We start from the raw sequence: 23,669 nt of genomic DNA on the forward strand, positions 1-23,669 counted from the left end.
AGCCGTGCACCGACTCAGCGGTTGTTGAACTTCGCCGGACGCTTCTCGACGAAGGCGGTCATGCCTTCCTTCTGGTCCTCGATCGCGAACAGCGAGTGGAACACGCGGCGTTCGAAGCGCAGGCCCTCGGCGAGGGTGGTCTCGAAGGAGCGGTTGACCGACTCCTTCGCGATCATGGCGACCGGCAGCGACATCCCCGCAATGGTCTCGGCCACCTCGAGCGCGGTGTCGAGCAGCTCGGCGGCGGGCACGATGCGCGAGACGAGTCCGGCGCGCTCGGCCTCCTCGACATCCATATTGCGGCCGGTCAGCACCAGATCCATGGCCTTGGCCTTGCCGATCGCCCTGGTCAGGCGCTGCGAGCCGCCGATGCCGGGGATGACGCCCAGCTTGATCTCCGGCTGCCCGAACTTGGCCGTGTCGGCGGCGATCAGGATGTCGCAGATCATCGCCAGCTCACAGCCGCCGCCGAGCGCGTAACCCGCGACCGCCGCGATGGTGGGCTTGCGGAAGTTCGCCAGCCGGTCCCACCGGGCGAAGAAATCGTCCATGAACATGTCCATGTACGACTTGGGCTGCATCTCCTTGATGTCGGCGCCCGCCGCGAAGGCCCGCTCCGAGCCGGTGATGACCACGGCGCCGATCTCGTCGTCGTGCTCGAGCTCGTCCAGCGCGGCGATCACGTCGTCGAGGACCTGCGCGTTCAGCGCGTTGAGCGCCTTCGGACGGTTCAGCGTGATCCAGCCGACCCGGCCCTTGCGCTCCAGCAGAATCGTCTCGAAGTCTGGCCCACCCGTCGCCCGGCCGCCACCCCTCACGGAATCGCTTCGCGATGCATCCATCTTCAGGCCACCTCTTGATCGGATCGGTTACGGATATCGGTGACGATAGCCGAGAAGTCCTTGCCCGCGTCCGTCTGGTTGAACCGGGTGTAGATCTCCGCGGCGAGCGCGCCGAGCTGACCGTCGATGCCGTTGGCGCGCAAAGCGTTCGCGGCCAGACCGAGGTCCTTCGTCATCAGCGCGGTGGCGAATCCCGGCTGGTAGTCGTTGTTCGCCGGGCTGGTGGGAACCGGGCCGGGGACCGGGCAGTAGCTGGTCAGCGCCCAGCTCTGGCCCGACGCGGTGGAGACCACGTCGAAGAACGACTGGTGGCTCAGGCCCAGCTTCTCGCCGAGCACCAGCGCCTCGGACAGGCCGATCATCGAGATGCCGAGCAGCATGTTGTTGCAAATCTTGGCGGCCTGGCCGACGCCCGCGTCGCCGCAGTGCACCACCTTGCCGCCCATCACTTCGAGCAGCGGGAGCGCGTCGGCGAAATCGGCCGCCGCGCCGCCGACCATGAAGGTCAGGGTGCCCGCCGCCGCGCCCGCGACGCCGCCCGAGACGGGTGCGTCGAGCGCGCGGTGCCCGGCCGCGACGGTCCGCGCGGCGGCCTCCTTGGCGTCGGCGACGTCGATGGTGGAGCAGTCGATGAACAGGGTGCCGGGGTTCGCGGCGGGCAGCAGATCGGCGTAGACGTCGAGCACCAGCTTGCCGTTGGGCAGCATGGTGATCACCACGTCACGGTCCGCGGCGGCCGCGACGGCGGTCTCCACCACGGTCGCGCCATCCTTACGCGCCTGCTCCTTGGCCGCGGGCACCGGGTCGAACGCGAGCACGTCGTAGCCCGCGCGGACCAGGTTGGCCGCCATGGGCGCGCCCATGTGACCGACGCCGAGGAAACCGATCTTCTGCCCGCCCGTCGCCCGGTCACCACCCCTGGTCGAATCGCTGTGCGATGCTGCGTTCACTGCTCTGCCTCCGGTGTCGCCAAACCCAGTTCCTTGTCGCCCAATTCGGCGAAATACGCCGCCACCTGCGCGTCGGTGACCTCGGCAAGGGACGCCGGTCGCCACTGCGGGTTGCGGTCCTTGTCGACGACCTGCGCGCGAATGCCCTCGACCAGGTCGTGCGATCCGAGCGAAGCGATGGACACGCGGTACTCCTCGTTCAGCACCGCCTCCAGGCTCGACAACTCGCGCGCCGCGCGCAACGAGCGCAGCGTGACCTTCAGCGCGACAGGCGATTTGGCGAGCAGATCGGACGCCGCCTTGCTCGCCTCCGGCGCGTCGTAGGCTTGCAGCCGGGCCACGATCTCCTCGACGGTGTCCGCGCTGTAGCAGGCGTCGATCCAGTCCCGCTGCCCGAGCAGTTCGGATTCCGGTGCGGCCTTGGCGAACTGGGCGATCGCGGCGTTGGCGCTCGCTGTGCGCAGGGCGTCGAGCAGCGCCGGGATGTCGTCCGAAGGCACGTAGTAGTCGGCGAATCCGGCCGCGATGGCGTCGCCAGCGCCCATCCGCGCGGTGGTCAGCGCGACGTGCGTGCCGATCTCGCCCGGCGTGCGCGCGAGCAGGTAGGTGCCACCGACATCGGGGATGAAACCGATGCCCACTTCGGGCATGCCGACCTTGGACCGCTCGGTGACGACGCGGTGGCTGCCGTGGCCGGAAAGGCCGACGCCGCCGCCCATCACGATGCCGTCCATGATCACCACGTACGGCTTCGAGTAGCGGCCGATCAGCGCGTTGAGGATGTACTCGTCGCGCCAGAACAGGCCGGTCGGCGAATCGGCTTCCGCGTCACCGGTTTTCGCGGAGCTTGCGGAGCGATCATTCAGCGCGAGCGCGTCGGCGTGGATCGCGACGATGTCGCCGCCCGCGCACAGCCCGCGCTCCCCCGCGCCGGTGACCACGACGGTGCGCACCTCGTCGTCCTCGGCCCACGCGCGCAGCGCATCCGTGATGGCCAGCGCCATCGGGTGATTCAGCGCGTTGATGGCCTTGGGCCGATTCAGCGTGATCAGGCCGAGGCCGTCGCGCTTCTCGATGAGTACGTCGCTCATGCCTGCACCTCGCTGACGCTCGGCTCCGGCATGCGCGAGGCGCGCTGGCACATGATTCGCTCACTTCGTTCGCTCATGCTGCTCCTATGACCGAGCGGGCGACGACCACCCGCATGATTTCGTTGGTGCCCTCGAGGATCTGGTGGACGCGCAGATCCCGGACGATCTTCTCCAGACCGTATTCGTGCAGATAGCCGTAGCCGCCGTGCAATTGGAGTGCCTTGTTGGCCACCTCGAAGCCGACGTCGGTGGCGAATCGCTTGGCCATCGCGCACAGTTCGACCTTGTCGGTCGCGTCCGCGTCGAGCGCTGCGGCCGCGCGCCACAGCAGCGTCCGCGCGGCCTCCAATTCGGTGCGCATATCGGCCAATTCGAATTGCAGCGCCTGGTTCTTGTTCAGCGGCTTGCCGAAGGCCTGGCGATCGGCGAGATACGGCACCGCCTTGTCCAGCGCCGCCTGCGCACCGCCGACCGAGCACGCCGCGATGTTCAGCCGCCCGCCGTTGAGCCCGTTCATGGCGATGCGGAAGCCATCGCCCTCCGCGCCGAGCCGGTTGGCGACCGGGACGCGGGCGTCCTCCAGCACGACCTGGCGGGTCGGCTGGGCGTTCCAGCCCATCTTGCGCTCGTTCGGCCCGACCGACAGGCCCGGCGTGTCGGCGGGGACGATCAGCGCCGAAATGCCGCGCGCCCCTTCCTCACCCGTGCGGACCATCAGCACGTAGACGTCGTTGGCGCCCGCGCCGGAGATGAACTGCTTGGCCCCGTTGAGGATGTAGTCGTCGCCGTCGCGAACGGCCTTGGTGCTCAACGCCGCCGCGTCGGAGCCGACGCCCGGTTCGGTCAGCGCGTAGCTGCCGAGCAACTCCATCGAGGTCAGTCCGGGCAACCAGTGCTGGCGCTGCTCCTCTGTGCCGTAGGCATCGATCATCCAGGCGGCCATGTTGTGGATGGAGATGTAGGCCGCCACCGCCGGACAGCCGGTGGCAAGCTTCTCGAAGATGCGCACGGCGTCGAGTCTGCGCAGTCCCGAGCCGCCCACGTCCTCGCGGACGTAGATGCCGCCGAGACCGAGTGGGCCCGCCTTGCGCAGCACGTCCACCGGAAAGTGTTTCCGCTCGTCCCATTCCAGCGCGTTGGGCGCGAGGAACTCGTCGGCGAACTGACGCGCGGTCTCGCCGATCGCGCGCTCGTCCTCGTCCAAGGTGAACATCCGGCTCAGTCCATCGTCGGGATGACGAACGCGTTGGACTCCTTCAGACCGGAAGGCCAGCGCTGGGTCACCGTCTTGGTCTTGGTGTAGAAGCGGATCGAGTCCGGGCCGTGCTGGTTCAGATCACCGAAGCCGGAACGCTTCCAGCCGCCGAAGGTGTAGTACGCGATCGGCACCGGGATCGGCACGTTGATGCCGACCATGCCGACCTCGACCCGGGACGCGAAATCGCGGGCGGTGTCGCCGTCGCGGGTGAAGATGGCGACGCCGTTGCCGTACTCGTGCTCGTTGGCCAGGCGCAAGCCTTCCTCGTAGTCCTTGGCACGGACCACGGTGAGCACCGGGCCGAAGATCTCCTCCCGGTAGATCCGCATCTCGGAGGTGACCTTGTCGAACAGGGTCGCGCCGACGAAGTAGCCGTCCTCACCGCCCTCGACGGTCAGGCCGCGACCATCCACGACCAGATCGGCCCCCTCATCGATGCCGATCTGGACGTAGTTGTTGACCCGATCCACGCCGTCCTTGCCGACCAGCGGGCCGAAGTCGGCGCCCGGATCGTCCGAGCGGCCGATGTTGAGCTTGTGCACGCGCTCGGTCAGCTTGGCCACCAGGCGGTCCGCGGTCTCCTCGCCGACCGGCACGGCCACCGAGATGGCCATGCAGCGCTCGCCCGCCGAGCCGTAGCCCGCGCCGATCAGCTGGTCGGCGACGTCGTCGAGATCGGCGTCGGGCATCACGATGGCGTGGTTCTTGGCGCCGCCGAAGCATTGGGCGCGCTTGCCGTTCGCGGTCGCGGTCTCGTAGATGTACTGCGCGATCGGGGTGGAGCCGACGAAGCCGACGGCCTTGATCCGCGGATCGTGCAGCAGGGTGTCGACGGCCTCCTTGTCGCCGTTGACCACGTTGAACACGCCGGCGGGCAGACCCGCCTCCAGGAACAGCTCGGCGAGCCGCAGCGGCACCGAGGGATCGCGCTCGGACGGCTTGAGCACGAACGCGTTACCGCACGCGAGGGCCGGGCCCGCCTTCCACAGCGGGATCATCGCCGGGAAGTTGAACGGAGTGATGCCCGCGACGACGCCGAGCGGCTGACGCATCGAGTAGACGTCGATGCCGGTGCCCGCGCTCTCGGTGTATTCGCCCTTGAGCAGGTGCGGGATGCCGGTGGCGAACTCGATGACCTCGAGCCCGCGCTGGATGTCGCCCTTGGCGTCGGCGATGGTCTTGCCGTGCTCGGCGGAGAGCAGCGCGGCCAGGCTGTCCATCTCGTCCTGCACCAGGGTCAGGAACCTCATCAGCACCCTGGCCCGCTTCTGCGGATTGAACGCCGCCCACTCCGGCTGGGCCGCCGCCGCGTTCGCGATGACCGCCTCGACCTCGGCCTTGCTCGCCAGCGGCACCCGCGCCTGCACCTGACCGATGTTCGGGTCGAAGACGTCGCCGAAGTTTCCGGAGGTGCCCGGGACGTGCTGCCCGCCGATGAAATGAGTGAGTTCGCGAACCATGCCAGTCCTTGTCTGTCGTCGTCGACGCGCGAAGGCGCGATCTGCGGTCATCCTATAGTTGGATGTCCAAGTAATGATCCGCCGGTTGGCGAATGTGATCCATCCCACCTCGCCGAGTTGCCGTGCGCCTTCAGCCGCCTCTCCGGCCGGGCCGCTTCGGTCGCACCGCCCCGCGTCAGTCGGATCTGCGCGGCGAACGCGTCATAGCGATGGCGCCCGCCGCCAGCAGCACCGCACCGACGATCAGCACGAACCCGGCCGCGCCGAGCGCTCCCGACAGCTCCGAGACCGCCTCGGCGATCGCGAGCGCGACCGCCCCCGCGTACGCCGCGACCTCAACGAGCAGCTTGCCCGTCGACGGCCGAGCCGTCTCCTCGGCGGCCACCGCCGCCAGCACGGCGTCGCGCTGCTCCGCGCTCAGCACACCGTCATCGACCAGCCGCCGCAGCGCGTTCCCCATCCGATGCTCGCACGCCGTCGGATCAGTATGTCCGAGGGCGTGGGAACAGACCCGGGCTACGCGACGGGCGCCGGGGCGATCAACCGAGACCGCCGCCGGTCGCGAGCCATTCCATCGTGAGCAACGGAACCGGGCCGACCCGCAGATCGGTGAGCACTCGCATCTCGCGCGGTCCGACGGCGGACGCGGAGCCGGGTCGCGCCGGGCGCCAGCAGGCGGCTCGCCCACTCGGGGTCGGATGATCGCTCATATCCATTGACCTCCAGACCTTTTCGAGGGACCTAGCGAGCACGTGGTGATGCCAGCGGCACGCGACAGGGCGGGGAGCCCGGCGCCGGGACGGACTGCCACCGAAGGAGGACGCGGCTGCGCCCAGACCCTCCCGGCGATGAAGCTGTTCATCATCCGGCCCTTCGCTCCGATTACGACGGTCTCCATCGGAACTCGAGTGCGCGGCCGATGTCGCCGGTTGCGGTCAGGCTGATCGGAACCCTCGCGAGGACCGGAAACCGGCACGTCGCCGGGACCGCCGCGAATCCTGGCGGCGTGATCCCCATCACCGTAGAATTACTTTGACGTCCTAGTATCGGGCGTCAGGACGACTCGCCGGAGGACTCCCGTGGCCGACAGCAGCGCGCTCTACACGCCCACCCATCCCGTGCGTTTCGTGACGTCGGCCGCCCTCTTCGACGGGCACGACGCCGCGATCAACATCATGCGCCGCATCCTCCAGTCCCAGGGCGCGGAGGTGATCCACCTCGGCCACAACCGCGCCGTGCACGAGGTGGTCGCCGCCGCGATCGAGGAGGACGTGCAGGGCGTCGCGGTCAGCTCCTATCAGGGCGGCCACATCGAGTACTTCGAATACCTCGCGGCCGCGCTGAAAGAGGCCGGGGCAGGCCACATCCGGGTCTTCGGCGGTGGCGGCGGGGTGATCGTGGCCGAGGAGATCGAGCGCCTGGCCGCTTCCGGCGTGCGGATCTTCTCCCCCGAGGACGGCCAGCGGCTCGGCTTGCCCGGCATGATCAACGAGTTGGTGCGCATCTGCGATGTCGATCTCGCCGAGGATTTCCCCGCGACCGAGGCGGTGCTCGCGGGCGAGCGACCCGCGTTGGCCCGCGCCATCACCTGCCTCCAGCAGGACACGCTGCCCGCCGCCGCCCGCGAGGCGCTGCTCGCCGCGGCCGACGCGCGCGCCGTGCCGGTACTCGGCATCACCGGCACCGGCGGATCGGGAAAGTCCTCTCTCACCGACGAATTGGTGCGGCGGCTGCGCTCGGACCAGCAGGACAAGCCGCGCGTCGCGATCCTCGCCGTCGATCCGACCCGGCGCCGCGGGGGCGGCGCGCTGCTCGGCGACCGCATCCGGATGAACGCGCTCGACGGCGCGCACCTGTTCTTCCGCTCGCTGGCCACCCGCGGCAATCACGAGCTGCCGCGGAACGTCGACACCATCATCGCGGCGTGCAAGGCGGCCGGATACGACCTGGTCGTCCTGGAGACACCAGGCATAGGGCAGGGCGACACCGCCATCGTCGACCACGTCGACGTGTCGATGTACGTCATGACGCCCGAGTTCGGCGCCGCCTCCCAGCTCGAGAAGATCGACATGCTCGACTACGCCGACGTGGTGGCGATCAACAAGTTCGAGCGCCGGGGCGCGTCCGACGCGGTGCGCGACGTGTCGCGCCAATTGCTGCGCAACCGTGAGGCATTCGGCTCGCGCCCGGAGGACATGCCCGTGTTCGGCACCAGCGCGGCGACCTTCAACGACGACGGCGTGACCGCGCTCTACCAGCACCTGACCGGCCTGTTGAGCGAGCACGGCCTGCGGCTCGAGCCAGGGACGCTGCCGCGGGTGGACACCAAGGTCTCCACCCGCTTTGCCCAGATCATTCCGCCTGCCAGGGTGCGGTATCTGGCCGAGATCGCCGAGGCGGTGCGCGAATACCATGCCGAGACGGCCCGGCAGGTCGCGGCGGCGCAGCGCGTCCAGCGGCTCGAGCAAGTGCTGGCCGAACTACCCGAGGCCACCGCGGTGGCCGAGCTGCTCGATACCGCCCGCCGCGAACTGAGTGACGACGATGCCGCGCTGCTGGCCGAATGGCCCTCGGTCGCCGAGAGTTACCGTGGCGCGGAGCAGGTGGTGCGCGTGCGCGACCGGGAGCTGCACACGCCGCTGAGACGGGAGTCGTTGTCGGGCAGCAGCATCGCGCGCGTCGCGCTGCCCCGCTTCACCGATCACGGTGAGCTACTGCGGTTTCTGCGTGCGGAGAACCTGCCCGGTCGCTTCCCGTTCACGGCGGGGGTGTTCGCGTTCAAGCGGGACAACGAGGATCCGGCGCGGATGTTCGCGGGCGAGGGTGATCCGTTCCGCACCAACCGGCGGTTCAAGGTGCTCTCCGAACACTCCGATGCGAAACGCCTTTCGACCGCTTTCGACTCGGTGACGCTCTACGGCCGCGATCCAGACGAGCGCCCCGACATCTACGGCAAGGTCGGCACGTCCGGTGTCTCCATCGCCTCGCTCGACGACATGAAGGCGCTCTACGACGGCTTCGACCTGACCGCGCCGACCACCTCGGTCTCCATGACCATCAACGGCCCGGCCCCGACCATCCTCGCCTACTTCCTCAACACGGCCATCGACCAAGCGCTGGAACGATTCTCGGCGAGCACGGGCCGCGCGCCGACCGAGCAGGAGGCAACCGACATCCGGGCGCGGACGCTGTCCACCGTGCGCGGGACCGTGCAGGCCGACATCCTCAAGGAGGACCAGGGCCAGAACACCTGCATCTTCTCCACCGAGTTCAGCCTGCGCATGATGGCCGACATCCAGGAATGGTTCGTGCGCAACAAGGTTCGCAACTTCTACTCGGTGTCCATCTCGGGCTACCACATCGCCGAGGCGGGCGCGAACCCAATCAGTCAGCTGGCCTTCACCCTCGCCAACGGATTCACCTACGTGGAGGCCTATCTCGCGCGCGGCATGGACATCGATGACTTCGCGCCCAACCTGTCGTTCTTCTTCTCCAACGGCATGGACCCCGAGTACTCGGTGATCGGCCGGGTCGCGCGGCGCATCTGGGCGATCGCCATGCGCGACCGCTACGGCGCCAACGAGCGCTCGCAGAAGCTGAAGTATCACATCCAGACCTCGGGCCGTTCGCTGCACGCCCAGGAGATGAACTTCAACGACATTCGCACCACGCTGCAGGCCCTGATCGCCGTCTACGACAACTGCAACAGCCTGCACACCAACGCCTACGACGAGGCGGTGACCACCCCGACCGAGGAATCGGTGCGCCGCGCGCTGGCGATCCAGCTGATCATCAACCGCGAGTGGGGGCTGGCGATGAACGAGAACCCGATGCAGGGCAGCTTCATCGTCGACGAACTCACCGATCTGGTCGAGGAGGCGGTGCTCACCGAGTTCGAGCGGATCAGCGAGCGCGGCGGCGTGCTCGGCGCCATGGAGACCGGCTACCAGCGCGGCAAGATCCAGGACGAGTCCATGCTCTACGAGCGGCGCAAGCACGACGGCTCGCTGCCGATCGTCGGAGTCAACACGTTCCGCAATCCCCACGGCGAACAGCACCGGGTAATGGAACTCGCCCGCGCCACCGAAGCGGAGAAGAAGTCCCAGCTCGATCGGGTGCGTGAGTTCCAGCAGCGCCATCGGGACGCGGCGCACACGGCGCTGGCCCGCCTGGACGCGGTGGCCCGCACCAACGAGAACATCTTCGAGGTGCTGATGGACGCCGCGCGGGTATGCACGCTGGAGCAGATCACCGACGCCTTCTTCACCGTCGGCGGGCAGTACCGCCGCAACGTGTGAGGCGGGGGCGATCGGCGACACCGGCCGAAGTCCGTCAGCAGCCCACGCACGGCCGGAGCGAAGCATTTCCCCCAGGCCCGGCACCGGTCGTGTGACAATCGCCGGGCCGGGAAATCCGCCAGACAGGAGGGACACGATGGACCTCGCGGGTCTACGCGTGATCGACGCGCACATCCACCAGTGGGATCCGCTGACCACGCCGCGCGATTTCAGCAATCTCGCCCGGCTGTTCAAGTACCTGCCGGTGCCGATCGATCTCGCCACCCGGCTGGCCCCGCGCCGCGACCGTGAATTCGTCGGCGACCCAACGCCGTACGTGCATCCGTACCTGCCCGCCGACTACCGGACCGACACCGCGGGCGTCCCGGTCGAGTCGATCGTGCACATCGAGGTCGAATGGACCGGTACGGGTCCGACCGCCAAGGCCGACGAGACCCGCTGGGTCGCCAGCCTGCCCTTCGGTGTCGACACCCCGCGGCTCGGCGCCGTCATCGGATCGGCCGACCCGGCCGCCGACGGCTTCGCGGCCCTGCTCGACGCGCACCAGACGGCGTCGCCGCTGTTCCGCGGCATCCGCACGATGGTCGCGCACCACCCCGACACCGCCATCCGCTCCTTCACGGGCAACGCGGGCGCACTCACCACGAGCCGCTTCCTCGACGGGTTCGCCGAGCTCGCCGAGCGCGGGCTGTCCTTCGAGGCGTGGGTGTACTCGCACCAGCTGCCGGAGGTGACGGCACTGGCCGCGCGCTATCCCGACGTCACCATCGTGCTGAACCATCTCGGCACGCCCGCGGGACTGTTCGGCAAGGTCGGCAAACACACCGGAGCCAACCCGGGCGAGCGCAGGAAGCTGCTGCTGACCTGGCGCGACGACCTGAGCGCACTGGCTGCCCAGTCGAATGTGGTCGCGAAAGTCAGCGGATTGATGATGCCCATCCTCGGCCACCCGGTGCCGACGCGCGGTAGCGCGACGCCGGTGCCGACGCTGGTCGAGCGGATCGGTCCGCTGGTCACGCACGCGATGGATGCCTTCGGACCCAACCGCCTGCTGTGGGGCTCGAACTTCCCGGTGGACAAGCCCATCACCAGCATCGACCACAGCGCCCGGGCCATCGCCGAGATCGTGACCGGCCACGGTGGCGGGCCCGACGACCTGGCCCAGATCTTCCGTGGCACCGCAGAACGCGTCTATCGCGTCGAGGCTCCCGAGTAGCACCGCGGCCCGTTGACAAAGCCGGCGGGCGCGCGCCTAATGAGGTGGCAGGTGCGGACAATGATGTCGCCCGACATCACATGGGTTCGTACGCCGGACTCATGAAGCGAGCGGTGCGATGAACGACGAGACCATCGACCACGAAGTGATCATCGTCGGAGCCGGGTTCTCCGGCATCGGCGCGGCGATCAAGCTGCGCGAGGCCGGTTTCGAGGACTTCCTCATCGTCGACGACGCGGACGGCGTCGGCGGCACCTGGCACTGGAACACTTATCCCGGTGTGGCCGTGGACATTCCGTCGTTCAGCTATCAGTTCTCGTTCGATCAGCGGGCGGACTGGACCCGCGTCTACGCGCCGGGTCGCGAACTCAAGGCCTACGCCGAATCGTGCGTCGACAAGTACGGGCTGCGCCCGCGCATCCGCTTCAGCACCACCATCTCCGACGCCGAATTCGACGAAGAGCGGCACCTGTGGCGGCTACGCACCGACTCCGGGAAGGAGTTGCGGGCACGCTACGTGATCAGCGCGACCGGTGTGCTGACCCGGCCGAAGATGCCGGAGATCCCGGGCGTCGGCGATTTCCGCGGCGTCACCATGCACACCTCGCGCTGGGACCACGGGCAGAGCCTGCGTGGCAAGCGGGTCGCGATCATCGGGACCGGCGCCTCCGCGGTGCAGGTCATCCCGGAGATCGCGCCCGAGGTATCGCAGCTCGTCGTCTTCCAGCGCACGCCGATCTGGTGCCTGCCGCGCCCGGACATGCCGCTGCCCGCCCCGCTGCGGCTGGCCTTGCGGCTGCCCGGTGGACGGTCGCTGACCAGGTTGATCAGCCAGACCTACGTGGAACTGACCTTCCCCATCGCGGCGCACTACTACAAGTCACTGCCGACCGCCGCCGTGGGCGAGCGCGCCGGGCTCGCCCACCTGCGCCGCCAGGTCCACGACCCGGTGATCCGCGAAAAGCTCACGCCCCGTTACGCACTCGGCTGCAAGCGCCCCAGCTTCTCCAACGACTACCTGGCCGCTTTCAACCGCGACAACGTGCTGCTGGAGACCGATCCGATCCGGGAGATCACCGCGACGGGCGTGCGAACCGACGCGACCGAGCATCGGGCGGACGTGCTGATCCTGGCCACCGGGTTCAAGGTGATGGAGTCGGGCAACATGCCGACCTACGACCTGCGCGGCGTCGGCGGCCGGGACCTGGAGAAGTGGTGGGACGAGCACCGGCTACAGGCCTACGAGGGCGTCAGCGTCCCCGGCTTCCCGAACTTCTTCTCGGTGATCGGGCCGTACGGCTACAACGGTTCGTCGTATTTCGCGCTGATCGAGAACCAGGTCCGCCATATCCTGCGCTGCCTGCGGCACGCCCGCGCGACCGGCTCGACCCTGGTCGAGGTCACCGAGGAAGCCAACGACCGCTTCTTCCAGGAGATGCTGTCCCGGCGCGGCGGGCAGGTGTTCTGGCAGGAGTCGTGTTCGGTGGCCAACAGCTACTACTTCGACAAGCACGGTGATGTTCCGCTGCGGCCGTCGACCACGGTGGAGGCGGCCTGGCGCAGTGGGCATTTCGATCTGACCGACTACCGGTTCGCCTCGGTGCCTCAGGCCCTGTCTAGCGGTGGTCGGCGGTCGCGGCGGTGATCTGCCTGGTCAAGGTGTCGCGGGCGGTGACGAGCGAGGGGCCGTACCAGGTGAGGCTGCGTCCTTCGACCAGCGCGACCGGTATGCCCGGAAAAGCTTCGGGTCCATCGGTTTCGGTGAAGACGTACGGCTCGTCGGGCAGGATCGCGAGTTCGACGCCGCGGGTGAGTTCGTCCTCCGTGACGCGCGGGTAGCGCTCCGGGCGGTCGGCGTGGACGAGTCGCAGCCCGAGGCGGCGCGCCAGGTCACCGGTGAAGGTGTCGCGACCGACGACCATCCAGGGCTTGCGCCAGATCGGGATCACTGCCGCCCGAACTGGCTCCGGAGGAGGGGCGGCCCAGATCTTTTCGGCTTCGACCAGCCAGGACGGCGCCGGGACTCCGAGCGCCTCGACGAAAAGCCTGGTGAGCGAGGGGAACGCGTCGTCCAAGGTTTCGATCCTGGTGACCCACACCGGGATACCGGCCTCGCGCAGCCGCTCCACGTCCCTGCGACGATTCTCCTCCTGATTGCACAGCACCAGATCGGGAGCCAGCTCGACGATCCGGCGGACATTCGGGTTCTTGGTGCCGCGCACCCGCTCGACGGAGAGGTCGGCCGGGTGCGCGCACCACTGCGTCGCCGCGACGAGCAGCTCCGGGCAGGTGACAGCGACCGACTCGGTGATCGACGGCACCAGGGACACGACCCGCCGGACCGGGCGGACGATCGGGACCTCGCCGCCCAAGTCGTCGGTGGACGAGACAGGCTGCGGCGGAACGGCATTCACGACAGGATCCGGTCGCACAGGACGCGCAGCCGCTCGGGCGGCACCTCGGGCAGCGTGTTGCCCGCGCCGAGCACCAGCAGGTAGAGGATCTGCGCGGTCTGCTCGGCGGCGGGTTCCGGGTAGCCGATCTCACCGAGCAGCTCGCGCAGGAACGCCAGCCTGGCCGCGTCGACGCGCTGCTTGGCCGCGGCCGCGACCGGATCGTCCAGTGCCCAGGCCCGGACCGCCACCTCCAGGCGTGCGGGTGCGCCATCGGCGAGCACCAGGTCGATCAGCAGATCGAGTTTGGCGCGCGGGTCCAGATTCTCGGCGGCCTGCACCTCGCGGATGTAGCGCAGCGTCTGCACCTCCTCGAAGTGCGCGAGCAGCGCCTTCTTGTAGCCGGGCATGCCCGCGAAGTGGTGATAGAAGGACCCGGTGCTGAGTCCGGTGGCCGCGACGAGCTTGTCGATGGTCAGCGCCGTCGGTCCCGCCGCGCCGAGGATCGTCAGCCCGGATGCCAGCCATGAGGTCTTGCCCGCCACATCGCCCACCCTATAACATAAATTTTGTTCTGTTCTGGGTATGTCAACTCTCGGAGGTCGCGATGACCGCGATGACGTCCACCATCCAGCCCAACCCCATCGTCGCCCGATGGCCTTTACCGGCCCACTACGCGGGCGGCGTGTTCCTCGGCCTGATCGGCTTCGGCCACTTGCTCGCGCTGCACGTCTTCAACGGGGCCGATGTCGCGGGCGAGGAAGTGATCAACGAGCTGGGCAGGAACACCACGACCGCGCTGTTCGAAGGCGGCAGGGAAGTAACGGTGTTCGGGCTCAATACCGGCTACAGCGTGGCCTTGGGGCTGTTCGGAATGCTCTTCCCGCTGCTCGCGGCCGTCGCGGTGCGGGCGGCTCCCGAGCTGATCGCACGCTGGTCGCTGTTCAACTGGATCTGCGCGGTCACGGCGGGCGGCACGTTCTGGATCTCCTGCCTGTACTTCCCCGAGACCGTGGTCGCGTTCGCCGGGCTGTCCGCGCTCTGCTACGTGGTCGTGCTGGTGGGCGGGCCGCCCAAGTCAGCGCATCAGCGCAGGTCAGAGAGGTAGCGCCGCAGGTCGGGTCGGCCGCGCGACTCTGGAAGGTCCTGGCAGCGCAGGTTCGGCACATGGGCAGTGAATGAACAGCGCTCAGGCATTACCTCGCCCGTCCCGCGAGAGCAGACTTGGAAGTGGCACCCGGTACCGAGAAACCGGCACCCAGCGCACGGACGGGATCCGCCCGACGAAGTCCGGAGACGCAGGGCCCGACCTCGATGCCGGGTGCTGGCCGCGCGGCAGCGGATCGCCGCGGCGATCTCAGCGCCGCAGCAGCGCATACAACGCACCGAGTTCGCGCAACCCGGCGGCGGCGCTCGCCTCGTCCTCCGAGCTCATGCGCAGCGCCTTGCGCAGCAGTACGGGATCGAGATCGTCCATCGCGGAACGGAATTCGACCTTCGGCAGGTCGGGAAGCAGCGCCTCGTCGCCGTACAGATCCTCCGTGGCGACCGGTCGCGGATCGCGCTCGATACCGCGAATCAGCGTGTCGAGATCCAGTCCGCGCAGCGTGAGGATCTCGCGGGGCCGCTCGTCGAGGCGCTCGGCGAGCAGGTAGCAGACGGCCGCGACGTGTTTGCACGGCCAGCCGGGGTCCGGGCAGGTGCAGTCGAAGTCCAGCTCGGCCGCGGTGGTCGGCAACAGCAGCGGGCCGAGTCCGGAGGGCAGCGCGCCCGACGCTATCTCGGCCAGCATGCCCGGTGAGCTGCGGATCGTCTCGATCAGCAGCTCGAGTTCGTCCTCGCGCAGCGCGCGGACGCGGAACGCCGCGGTGAACGGGCGCGGCTGACTGCCCTGCACCTCCGCGACCACCGCGCCCGGTTCGATCCGATAACTCACCACCTGTCCCGAGCGCGCGTAACTGCGCCCTCGGGCCAGCCTGCCGGGCTCGGCCATCGCCTCGACCGCGTCGATCAGCGCCTTGCCCCACCAGGTGCGCCCGAATCCGCCGCGCCTGCTGCGCGCCGTCACGCCACCCTCGACCGGTAGCCGCTTGCCGTACTTGCTGTAGTCCTCGAAGCTCATTCGCCCACCGCCTCGGCGCCGAGGGTGAACAGGTCACGCAGTTCGTCGGTGCTCAGCTCGGTGATCCAGTTCTCCCCCGCGCCGACGGCCAGGTCGGCGAGCCTGCGCTTGCCGTTGATCATCTCGTCGATCCGCTCCTCGATGGTGTCGACGCAGACGAGCTTGCGCACCTGCACCGCGCGCCGCTGGCCGATGCGGAAGGCACGGTCGGTCGCCTGGTTCTCCACCGCGGGATTCCACCAACGGTCCAGGTGCACTACGTGATTCGCCGCCGTCAGGTTCAGTCCGGTGCCACCGGCCTTGAGCGACAACAACATCAGCGGCGGACCGTCCTCGGCCTGGAACCCGGTCACCATGGCGTCGCGGCGGCGTTTGGGCACACCGCCGTGCAGGAACGGGATCGGGGCGCCGAAGCGCTCGGCGAGGAACGGCGCGACGAGCTCGCCGAACTCGCGAAACTGGGTGAAAAGCAATGCCTTCTCACCATCGGCGAGCACCGCGTCCACCACGTCCTCCACCAACGCCAGCTTGCCGGAACGGTGTTTGCCGCGCGCCAGCACGCCGGAGCCGTCGCCTAGGAAGTGCGCGGGGTGGTTGCACACCTGCTTGAGGCGGGTCAGCGCGCCGAGCACAGCGCCCTTGCGCGCCATGCCTTTCGCGTTTTTGATCTTGTCCATCATGTCGTCGACCACCGCCTGGTACAGCGCGGCCTGTTCGACGGTCAAGTTGGCCCGCACCGTCATCTCCAGCTTTTCCGGCAGGTCGCTGATGACGGACGGATCGGTCTTCACCCGGCGCAGCACGAACGGCTGGGTGACGAAGCGCAGCCGCGAGATCGCGTTCTGATCGTTCTCCCGCTCGATCGGCACCGCGAACCGCGCGCGGAACGTCTGCGCGCTGCCGAGCAGCTTCGGCATCACGAAATCCAGCAGCGACCGCAGTTCCTCGAGCCGGTTCTCGACGGGAGTTCCGGTGAGCGCCAAGCGATGTCGCGCTCGCAACGAGCGGGCCGCGCGGGCCTGGCGAGTCGCGGCGTTCTTGATGTGCTGGGCCTCGTCGAGCACGACGCGCTCCCAGTCCCGTCTGCCTAGCGCCTCGACATCCCTGGCGAGCAGCGAGTAGGTGGTGAGCACCAGGTCCGCTTCGGCGATCGCCGCGTCCAGGTCCGCGCCGCCCCGCCGACCCGCGCCGTGGTGGACCAGCACGCGCAGGTCGGGTGCGAACCGCTCGGCCTCGCGCTGCCAGTTGCCGACCACCGACATCGGGCACACCAGCAGCGTCGGGCCAGGGTTGTCGGACTGTTCCCGCTCGTGCACCAGCAGCGCGAGCACCTGGATCGTCTTGCCGAGGCCCATGTCGTCGGCGAGGATCGCCCCGCAGCCCATTCGGCTCATGGTGACCAGCCAGGACAGCCCGCGCAGCTGGTAGGGACGCAGCTGCGCCTTCAGACCGCTCGGGGCGGCCACCGGCTCGGCGTCGTGCTGCCGATCGAGCAGATCGGCCGCCCACCCCGTGGCGGTGACCTCGGTGATCGGCACCTGCTCGACGCGCCCGCCCGCCAGTTCGCCGATCATGTCGGCGAAGGTGATCGGCGAATCGTCGCTGTGCGCGGCGACGTAACGAGCCGCGGCGGCGAGCACCTTGTGATCTGCCTGCACCCACTCGCCGCGCAACTGGACGAGATCGGATTTCGCGCGAACCAGGCGCTCCATCTCGGCCGTGGTCAGCACGGTGTCGCCGAGCGCCAATTCCCAACGGTAACGGACCAATCCGCGCATACCGACGGTGCTCTCCGCCGCCGGGACCCCGCTCTCCACGCGCAACCGCATCGACGGCGCGGAGATGCTCCACGCGCGCGGCAGCAGCAACCGGACGCCCGCCGCCTGCAACGCGTGCGCGCCGTGCGCGACGAGATCGGCGACCACCTCGGTGGGCAGCAGCAGATCCATCGTGCGCGGATCGGTCGGCAGATCGCGCAGGCGCGGATAGGCGCGCTGCGCCTCGCCCAGCTTGTCGATCGCGGTGCGGATCAGGCTCGGGTCGCCGTGCAGCGGGATCGGCGAGGGCGCCTCCCCCTCGGTGCGCAGGCAGACCTCGAGCCGCCACAGCGCGACCGACTCGTCGGCGACACCCAGCTCGCCGTCCGGTTCGAGCAGGCGAAGCACCAGTTCCGGCTCGTCCACGGTGAGACTGGCCCGCCAGCGCTCCAGCACCTCGGCAAGCTGATGGCTGCCGCTGTCGAGCGGACTGTCGCCGACCAGCGCGGCGAGCAGCGGGTGCGACGGCGGCGGACCGTCCAGCAGCCGCCTGGCGATCGGGTCGGTCAGTTCGCCGACGAGGTCTTCCAGCATCGCAGCGGGGCGTCCGGCCACATGCAGCGCTGCCGGTGCGGCCACCGCGAGCTCGGCCAGCCAGGCGCGCTGGGCCGCGCCGCCGACCAGTCGCCAGCGCACCCACCATTGGCCGTCGTCCCTGCGCAGTTCCGGGACGACCCGCCCGGCCCGCACCCAGCGTTCCACACCGTGCGCGACATGAGCGAGAAAGCGCAGATCGCCCGCGACGGCCGAAGCGGGCAGCGGCTGGCGCAACGCCGCGGCGGCGGCCTCGGGCGCGAGCGCGTGCGCGCGCACCGTGGCGGGCTCGGCCGAACCGGACGCGGACACGAGAACCTCGGCCCGGTGCCGGAACCGCGACGCGCGCAGAACGGCGCCCAACGGGTCGGGCAGCGCGTCCGGCACCCCGTCGTCGGTCCACAGCAGCAGACCGGCCCCTGGCGACCACAGTCCGTGCAGCATCCGCCCATCAAATCAGGTGAGTCCGACACTTCGCCGCGGGGTGCGCGCGGTGTTCCGTAGGTGCGTCCATGCGAAGTTCGCGGTTCAGGGGCACTATGGACGGTACCGAGATCATGCCGCGACCAGCGGAGACAGCCCGGGTCCAGTGGTACCGGGTGTCCGTCGACGCGTCCCCGAGCCGCGCCGGGATGTGCTGCTACCGCTGGCGCCGTTTTCGGCACATACTGGGATATTCGCTGGTCACGACTGAGAACCACAGCTGGGCGTCAACGAGCGGAGGGCAGCAGCATGACGATTCTGCTCCAGGTACTCGAGCAGAGCTTCACGCCGACTACGCATTGGGAACGACGCAAGTACACCTTCGTCAACGCCGCCAAGATCGTCGGGATGCGACTCGACGGCGAGTGCGGTGTGTGGCTGGACCTGTCACGTCCCGGGGAATCACAGCACCTCGCGCACACCCCGGACCCGCATCAGGCGATCACGTTCCTGCTCACCACTTTCGCCAAGATCGCCGAGTGCGAGGAGCGCGGCGGCTCGTGGTTGATCGGGCACGATGGCGCGCACCACGAGTCCATCGCGGCCACCCGATACCCGCCGCGGGCCAGCGAGGTCGCCGACGACGACCTGCTCGCGCGCGCCTGGTTGTGAGCAAGCCCCACAACTGATCGTCCCGCCGAAACCCGCGAATGTCGGTGCCCACGAGTACAAGTGGCACCGTGCGTCAGAACATCCGTGGTCGTGTGCTCGCGCCGCTCCTCGCGGCGCTGCTGCTGGCCGGGTGCGGTGTGTGGTCGGCCGGACCGGTCCCACCCGCGCCGGGTAGCCCGAGCCGAGCCCAGCTGGAACAGCTGTTCGCCGAGGTTCGGGTGGTCGCCGAGCGGCCCAAGCCGGGCGGCTACGAGCGCGGCTGCGGGAACGGCCAGGGCTGCGTCTTCGGGCCGTCCTGGACCGACGATTACGACGGCCCCGGCGGGCACGACGGCTGCGACACCCGCAACAACGTGCTCGCCGCCCAGCTCGGCGACGTGCGTTTCCGCGCGGGCACCCGGGACTGCGTAGTCGTGTCCGGCACCCTCGACGACCCGTACACCGGTGAACGGAGCACGTTCCGCAAGGCCGACGCCCGCGCCGTGCAGATCGACCACGTCTACCCGCTCGCGGCCGCCTGGGACATGGGCGCGTTCGCCTGGCCGCCGCAGCGCCGCGTGCGGTTCGCCAACGACGTCGAGACGAATCTGCTGGTCACCGCGGCGGGCGTCAACCAGGCCAAAGGCGACAGCACGCCCGCGGAATGGCTGCCGCCGTCGCGCGCGAACCACTGTTTCTACGCGGGCCGCTACCTCACTGTCGCGGTGCGCTACGAACTGCCGCTGACCGCGGCCGACAACGCCACGCTGCACGACATCGCACGCACGTGTCCATGACGCCGGTCCGTCGACGAGAGGTGCTATCGACGGACCGGGCGCCTTCGTTCCAGCAGGATGCCGCCCGTTGCCGCGGCGGCCGCGCTACCTCGTCGTAGGCGTCTCGCACTCGCCGACCGACTACTGCGCGCCCGTGGCGACCGGACGTTTGGGATCGTTCGACCACTGCGACCAGGAGCCCGGGTACAGCGCGGCCTCGACGCCCGCGACCGCGAGCGCGGCGACCTGGTGGGCGGCGGTGACGCCGGAACCGCAGTACACCGCGACCGGGCCGGAGCCGAAACCCGCGAAGCGCTCGCGCAATTCGGCCGCGGCGCGGAAACGTCCGTCGGCGCCGAGGTTCTCGGCGGTCGGCGCGCTCACCGCGCCGGGGATGTGTCCGGCTTTCGGGTCGACCGGCTCGATCTCGCCGCGGTATCGCTCGCCCGCGCGGGCGTCGAGCAGCACGCCCTTCCACTTCGCGACGGCGTCGGCGTCGACCACCGGCAGCTGGCCGGGCCGCAGTTCGACGTCGCCGGGTTCCGGATCGGGTTCGGCGCCCGCGGCGAGTTCGCCGCCCGCGTTCGTCCAAGCGGGCAGGCCGCCGTCGAGAATGCGCACGTCGGCGATGCCCGCCCAGCGCAGCAGCCACCAAGCCCGTGCCGCGGCCATGCCGCCGGTCGCGTCGTAGACGACCACCGGATCGCCGGTGCGGATGCCCCAGCTACGCGCGCACTTCTCCAGCTGCGCGATGTCGGGAAGCGGATGCCGTCCGCGCGCGGGTGAGGGCGGTGCGGCCAGCTCGGTCTCCATGTCGACGAAGACCGCGCCGGGAATGTGGCCCTCCAGATAGTGCTGCGGCCCGTCCGGGTCGCCCAGCGCCCATCGCACATCGAGCAAGCGAACCCGCTTGTCCGCCAATGTTTCCCGAAGTTCCCCCGCAGAGATCAGTACCGCGCTCAACCCAGCTCCTCGTCCAGTTTCTCTCGCGCGCCGACCGTCTCACCTTAATCGACACCGCACGACGACGTCGTCGATAGCGGCGCATGTTCGGAGCGAATGCTGAGGTACGCCTGCGCACCGCGCGCCGCGGATGTGCGGGCTCGCGCGACATACCCACCGGTAGGAAGTCGGTCCAGTTTCCCCGCACTGGCCGGTGACACGCCGTCCGACCAGCGGCATCATCCGAACAATGGCCACGATTTCCACGCCCGCCGGGCTGGCACAACCGCTCGGGGCGGGCGCGGTGACGGCGCTCGTCGGGTTCACCAGTTCGTTCGCGGTGGTGCTGAGCGGGTTGACGGCGGTCGGCGCCACCGCGGCCCAAGCCGCGTCCGGACTCCTCGCGCTGTGCGTCACCCAGGGCATCGGGATCATCCTGCTCAGCTACCGCTACCGGATGCCGATCACGCTGGCCTGGTCGACGCCCGGCGCCGCGCTGCTCGCGGGGGCGGGCACGATCGCGGGGGGCTGGCGGGCCGCGCTCGGGGCTTTCGCGCTCACCGGGGTCCTGATCGTGATCACCGGCCTGTGGCAGCGGCTTGGGAATCTGGTCGCGGCGATTCCGGTCGAGATCGCGCAGGCCATGCTGGCGGGCGTGCTGTTGCCGATGTGCCTCGCGCCGGTGAAGGCGGTGGCGACCAGCCCGGCGGTGGTGGTTCCGGTGATCGCGGTGTGGCTGGCGCTCCAACGTTTCGCCAAGCGCTGGGCGGTGATCGCCGCGTTCGTCGTCGCCGCCATCGGCGCCGCGGTGAGCATCGTTGTCGAGCATCGCGAACTCGATCTCACCGCCATGGCGCCGACAGTGGAACTCGCTCTGCCGCAGTGGAATTGGCAAGCGATGATCGGCATCGCCATCCCGCTCTACATCGTCACCATGGCCTCGCAGAACATTCCGGGCACGGCGGTGATGCGGTCGTTCGACTACCGGGTGCCGTGGCGCGCGGCGATGACAGTCACCGGTATCGGCACCATTCTCGGCGCACCGGCGGGCGGTCACGCCATCAATCTGGCCGCGATCAGCGCCGCCCTGTCCGCCGCGCCCGCCGCGCATCCGGACCCGAAGCGCCGGTGGATCGCGGCCTGCACCGCGGGGGTCGCCTACCTGCTGCTCGCGCTCGGCTCCGCGGCGCTGGTCACCCTGGTGGCCGCCGCGCCGGAGGGGACGTTGGAAACGGTGGCCGGGCTGGCGCTGCTGGCGACCCTGGCGGCGGCGCTGGCGGGTGCTCTGCGCTCCGAACAGCACCGGGAAGCGGGGGTGATCACCTTCGTCATCGCCGCGTCCGGTGTCGGATTCCTCGGCATCGGGGCCGCGTTCTGGGCGTTGCTCGCCGGGTTGATCGTGCGGCGGGTGCTGGATACGCGAGCCGCGCCGGAGGCGACCGTCAGCGGAACACCGCAGGCGCTCGCCAGCCCTGCGCGCGCTACATCCGGCTGAGCAGGGTGAGTGGGTCTTCCAGCAGTCCGGCGGTGGTCGCGAGGAAGCGCGCGGCCAGTTCGCCGTCGATCATGCGGTGGTCGAAGCTGACGCCGAGCGTGGTCACCCAGCGGACGGCGAGTTCGTCGCGGAACACCCAGGGCCGCTTGCGGATCGAACCGAGGCACAGGATCGCGGCCTCGCCGGGATTGACCAGCGGCACCCCGGCGTCGACGCCGAAGACGCCGACGTTCGTGATGGTGAAGGTGCCGCCGCGCAGGTCGGCCGGAGTCGCCGAGCCGGAGCGCGCGGTCTCGGCCAGCCAGCCGATCTCGCGGCACAGGTCGCGCAGGCTGAGCGATTGCGCCTCTTTGAGATTGGGCACCAGCAGGCCGCGGTCGGTGGCCACCGCGATGCCGAGATTCACGTAGTGCTTGGTGACGATCTGCTGATTCGCCTCGTCCCAGTACGCGTTGACGCCGGGGAAGTCCGCGATGGCGGCCAGCGTCGCCTTGGCGACCAGCGCCAGCGGCGTGAGCGTCAGTCCCGCGAAGGATTTGGTGGTGCGCAGGTGGTCGAGCAGTTCCATCGACGCGGTGCAGTCGATCGTGACGAAGGCGCTGGCCTGCGGAATCGTCCGCGCGCTCACCACCATGGCCGCCGCGGTGCGCTTGCGGATGCCGGTGATCGGCGCACGCTCCTCGCGCACCGCGGGGCGGATCACGCCGGCGTTCGGCTCGGTCACCGGCTGCGCGGGGCGATTCACGGGCGCGATATCGGTTCTGGGCGCGGCGATTCGGGGTTGCGAGACGGGCACGGCGCCGCGCACGTCTTCGACCGTCACCGCTCCGTTCGGGCCGGAGCCCGCGACGAACCACAGGTCGATGCCGAGTTCCTTGGCCAGTTTGCGCGCGGCGGGCGTTGCCGCGGCGCGTCCTTCCGGCGCGGGCCTGCGCCGCCGCGACTCGGCTTCGCCTTCCGGTCCGTAACCGACGAGCACCGAGGTGCGGCCGTTGCCGTCGGCGGTGTCCGGCGACGACGGGACGGCCTCGGTCGCGTCGGCCTCGGAGGACGGCGGGACCGGCGCTTGTGTCGCGTCAGTGCCGGGAGACGGCGGAAGCGGGGCTCGGATCGCGGCGGACTCCCGGGCGGCGGAAGGCGGCGACTCGACCCGCACCCGGATCAGCGGCGCGCCCACCTCGACCGTCTCCCCCGGCTCGGCGAGCAACTCCTCGACCCGTCCCGCGAACGGCGAGGGCAGCGCCACCACGGCCTTGGCGGTCTCGACCTCCGCGATCGTCTGATTCAGCTCGACACTGTCGCCGACGGCCACCGACCAGGACACCACTTCGGCCTCGGAAAGACCCTCCCCGAGATCCGGGAGCCGGAATTCCAGAACGTGGCCGTCGTCTTCCACGGGGC

At 69.5% G+C, this 23,669-nt stretch carries 20 protein-coding genes; 7 read left to right on the plus strand and 13 right to left on the minus strand.

What is annotated here, in order from left to right:
* Nucleotides 1-14: 14 nt before the first annotated feature.
* The 7 genes from ABZV58_RS10485 to ABZV58_RS10515 form a co-directional block, all read right to left on the minus strand.
* The gene (locus ABZV58_RS10485; protein ID WP_354999905.1) at nt 15-842 is read right to left on the minus strand and encodes an enoyl-CoA hydratase; all 828 of its coding nucleotides are present in this window, start codon (nt 840-842) and stop codon (nt 15-17) included.
* 2 nt (nt 843-844) lie between these two features.
* Nucleotides 845-1,792 (minus strand): 3-hydroxyisobutyrate dehydrogenase, encoded by a 948-nt coding sequence (gene mmsB, locus ABZV58_RS10490; protein WP_354999906.1) that lies wholly within the window; start codon nt 1,790-1,792, stop codon nt 845-847.
* Nucleotides 1,789-2,883 carry an enoyl-CoA hydratase/isomerase family protein gene (locus ABZV58_RS10495; RefSeq protein WP_354999907.1) on the minus strand — a complete coding sequence of 365 codons (1,095 nt, stop codon included), beginning with the start codon at nt 2,881-2,883 and terminating at the stop codon, nt 1,789-1,791. Before ABZV58_RS10495 ends, mmsB begins: the two co-directional genes overlap by 4 nt.
* A 73-nt stretch (nt 2,884-2,956) precedes the next feature.
* The gene (locus ABZV58_RS10500) at nt 2,957-4,096 is read right to left on the minus strand and encodes an acyl-CoA dehydrogenase family protein (protein ID WP_354999908.1); all 1,140 of its coding nucleotides are present in this window, start codon (nt 4,094-4,096) and stop codon (nt 2,957-2,959) included.
* Between the two features lie 5 nt (nt 4,097-4,101).
* On the minus strand, nt 4,102-5,601 hold the full coding sequence (locus ABZV58_RS10505; protein ID WP_354999909.1) for a CoA-acylating methylmalonate-semialdehyde dehydrogenase: 1,500 nt from the start codon (nt 5,599-5,601) through the stop codon (nt 4,102-4,104).
* A gap of 175 nt (nt 5,602-5,776) precedes the next feature.
* A complete protein-coding gene (locus ABZV58_RS10510; protein ID WP_354999910.1) occupies nt 5,777-6,061 on the minus strand; it encodes a hypothetical protein in 285 nt (94 codons plus the stop codon).
* Between the two features lie 79 nt (nt 6,062-6,140).
* The gene (locus tag ABZV58_RS10515) at nt 6,141-6,311 is read right to left on the minus strand and encodes a hypothetical protein (RefSeq protein ID WP_354999911.1); all 171 of its coding nucleotides are present in this window, start codon (nt 6,309-6,311) and stop codon (nt 6,141-6,143) included.
* Between the two features lie 369 nt (nt 6,312-6,680).
* Here ABZV58_RS10515 and icmF point away from each other — a divergent pair, with 369 nt between their 5' ends.
* The 3 genes from icmF (at nt 6,681) to ABZV58_RS10530 (ending at nt 12,760) form a co-directional block, all read left to right on the plus strand.
* Nucleotides 6,681-9,899, plus strand: a complete 3,219-nt coding sequence (icmF, locus tag ABZV58_RS10520; protein WP_354999912.1) for a fused isobutyryl-CoA mutase/GTPase IcmF — start codon at nt 6,681-6,683, stop codon at nt 9,897-9,899.
* Nucleotides 9,900-10,035: 136 nt separating this feature from the next.
* Nucleotides 10,036-11,115 (plus strand): amidohydrolase family protein, encoded by a 1,080-nt coding sequence (locus ABZV58_RS10525; RefSeq protein ID WP_354999913.1) that lies wholly within the window; start codon nt 10,036-10,038, stop codon nt 11,113-11,115.
* 118 nt (nt 11,116-11,233) lie between these two features.
* Nucleotides 11,234-12,760: an NAD(P)/FAD-dependent oxidoreductase gene (locus ABZV58_RS10530; protein WP_354999914.1), complete on the plus strand. Its 1,527-nt coding sequence runs from the start codon at nt 11,234-11,236 to the stop codon at nt 12,758-12,760.
* Here ABZV58_RS10530 and ABZV58_RS10535 read toward each other — a convergent pair.
* Entirely contained in the window at nt 12,732-13,529 is a 798-nt protein-coding gene (locus ABZV58_RS10535; RefSeq protein WP_354999915.1) for a helical backbone metal receptor, read from the minus strand. The genes ABZV58_RS10530 and ABZV58_RS10535 overlap by 29 nt on opposite strands.
* Nucleotides 13,526-14,053: a TetR/AcrR family transcriptional regulator gene (locus ABZV58_RS10540; protein ID WP_354999916.1), complete on the minus strand. Its 528-nt coding sequence runs from the start codon at nt 14,051-14,053 to the stop codon at nt 13,526-13,528. Before ABZV58_RS10540 ends, ABZV58_RS10535 begins: the two co-directional genes overlap by 4 nt.
* Before the next feature lie 62 nt (nt 14,054-14,115).
* Here ABZV58_RS10540 and ABZV58_RS10545 point away from each other — a divergent pair, with 62 nt between their 5' ends.
* Complete coding sequence (locus ABZV58_RS10545; RefSeq protein ID WP_354999917.1) at nt 14,116-14,616, plus strand: hypothetical protein; 501 nt, start codon at nt 14,116-14,118, stop codon at nt 14,614-14,616.
* Between the two features lie 249 nt (nt 14,617-14,865).
* Here ABZV58_RS10545 and ABZV58_RS10550 read toward each other — a convergent pair whose 3' ends face one another.
* Both ABZV58_RS10550 and ABZV58_RS10555 read right to left on the minus strand, forming a co-directional pair.
* Nucleotides 14,866-15,630 carry an SWIM zinc finger family protein gene (locus tag ABZV58_RS10550; protein ID WP_354999918.1) on the minus strand — a complete coding sequence of 255 codons (765 nt, stop codon included), beginning with the start codon at nt 15,628-15,630 and terminating at the stop codon, nt 14,866-14,868.
* Nucleotides 15,627-18,425 carry a DEAD/DEAH box helicase gene (locus ABZV58_RS10555; protein WP_354999919.1) on the minus strand — a complete coding sequence of 933 codons (2,799 nt, stop codon included), beginning with the start codon at nt 18,423-18,425 and terminating at the stop codon, nt 15,627-15,629. Before ABZV58_RS10555 ends, ABZV58_RS10550 begins: the two co-directional genes overlap by 4 nt.
* Before the next feature lie 288 nt (nt 18,426-18,713).
* Here ABZV58_RS10555 and ABZV58_RS10560 point away from each other — a divergent pair, with 288 nt between their 5' ends.
* Nucleotides 18,714-19,076, plus strand: a complete 363-nt coding sequence (locus ABZV58_RS10560; RefSeq protein ID WP_354999920.1) for a hypothetical protein — start codon at nt 18,714-18,716, stop codon at nt 19,074-19,076.
* A gap of 38 nt (nt 19,077-19,114) precedes the next feature.
* Nucleotides 19,115-19,852: an HNH endonuclease family protein gene (locus tag ABZV58_RS10565; protein WP_354999921.1), complete on the plus strand. Its 738-nt coding sequence runs from the start codon at nt 19,115-19,117 to the stop codon at nt 19,850-19,852.
* A 120-nt stretch (nt 19,853-19,972) separates the two neighbouring features.
* Here the strand turns inward: ABZV58_RS10565 and ABZV58_RS10570 are convergent, their stop codons facing one another.
* Entirely contained in the window at nt 19,973-20,782 is an 810-nt protein-coding gene (locus ABZV58_RS10570; protein WP_355000521.1) for a sulfurtransferase, read from the minus strand.
* Between the two features lie 241 nt (nt 20,783-21,023).
* On the opposite strand from ABZV58_RS10570, the gene ABZV58_RS10575 reads away from it, so the two are divergent.
* A complete protein-coding gene (locus ABZV58_RS10575) occupies nt 21,024-22,268 on the plus strand; it encodes a benzoate/H(+) symporter BenE family transporter (RefSeq protein WP_354999922.1) in 1,245 nt (414 codons plus the stop codon).
* On the opposite strand, the gene ABZV58_RS10580 is transcribed toward ABZV58_RS10575, so the two are convergent.
* Entirely contained in the window at nt 22,255-23,664 is a 1,410-nt protein-coding gene (locus tag ABZV58_RS10580; protein ID WP_354999923.1) for a dihydrolipoamide acetyltransferase family protein, read from the minus strand. The genes ABZV58_RS10575 and ABZV58_RS10580 overlap by 14 nt on opposite strands.
* Nucleotides 23,665-23,669 lie beyond the last annotated feature (5 nt).

This window comes from Nocardia sp. NPDC004654 (assembly GCF_040609595.1).
Lineage (GTDB): Bacteria > Actinomycetota > Actinomycetes > Mycobacteriales > Mycobacteriaceae > Nocardia.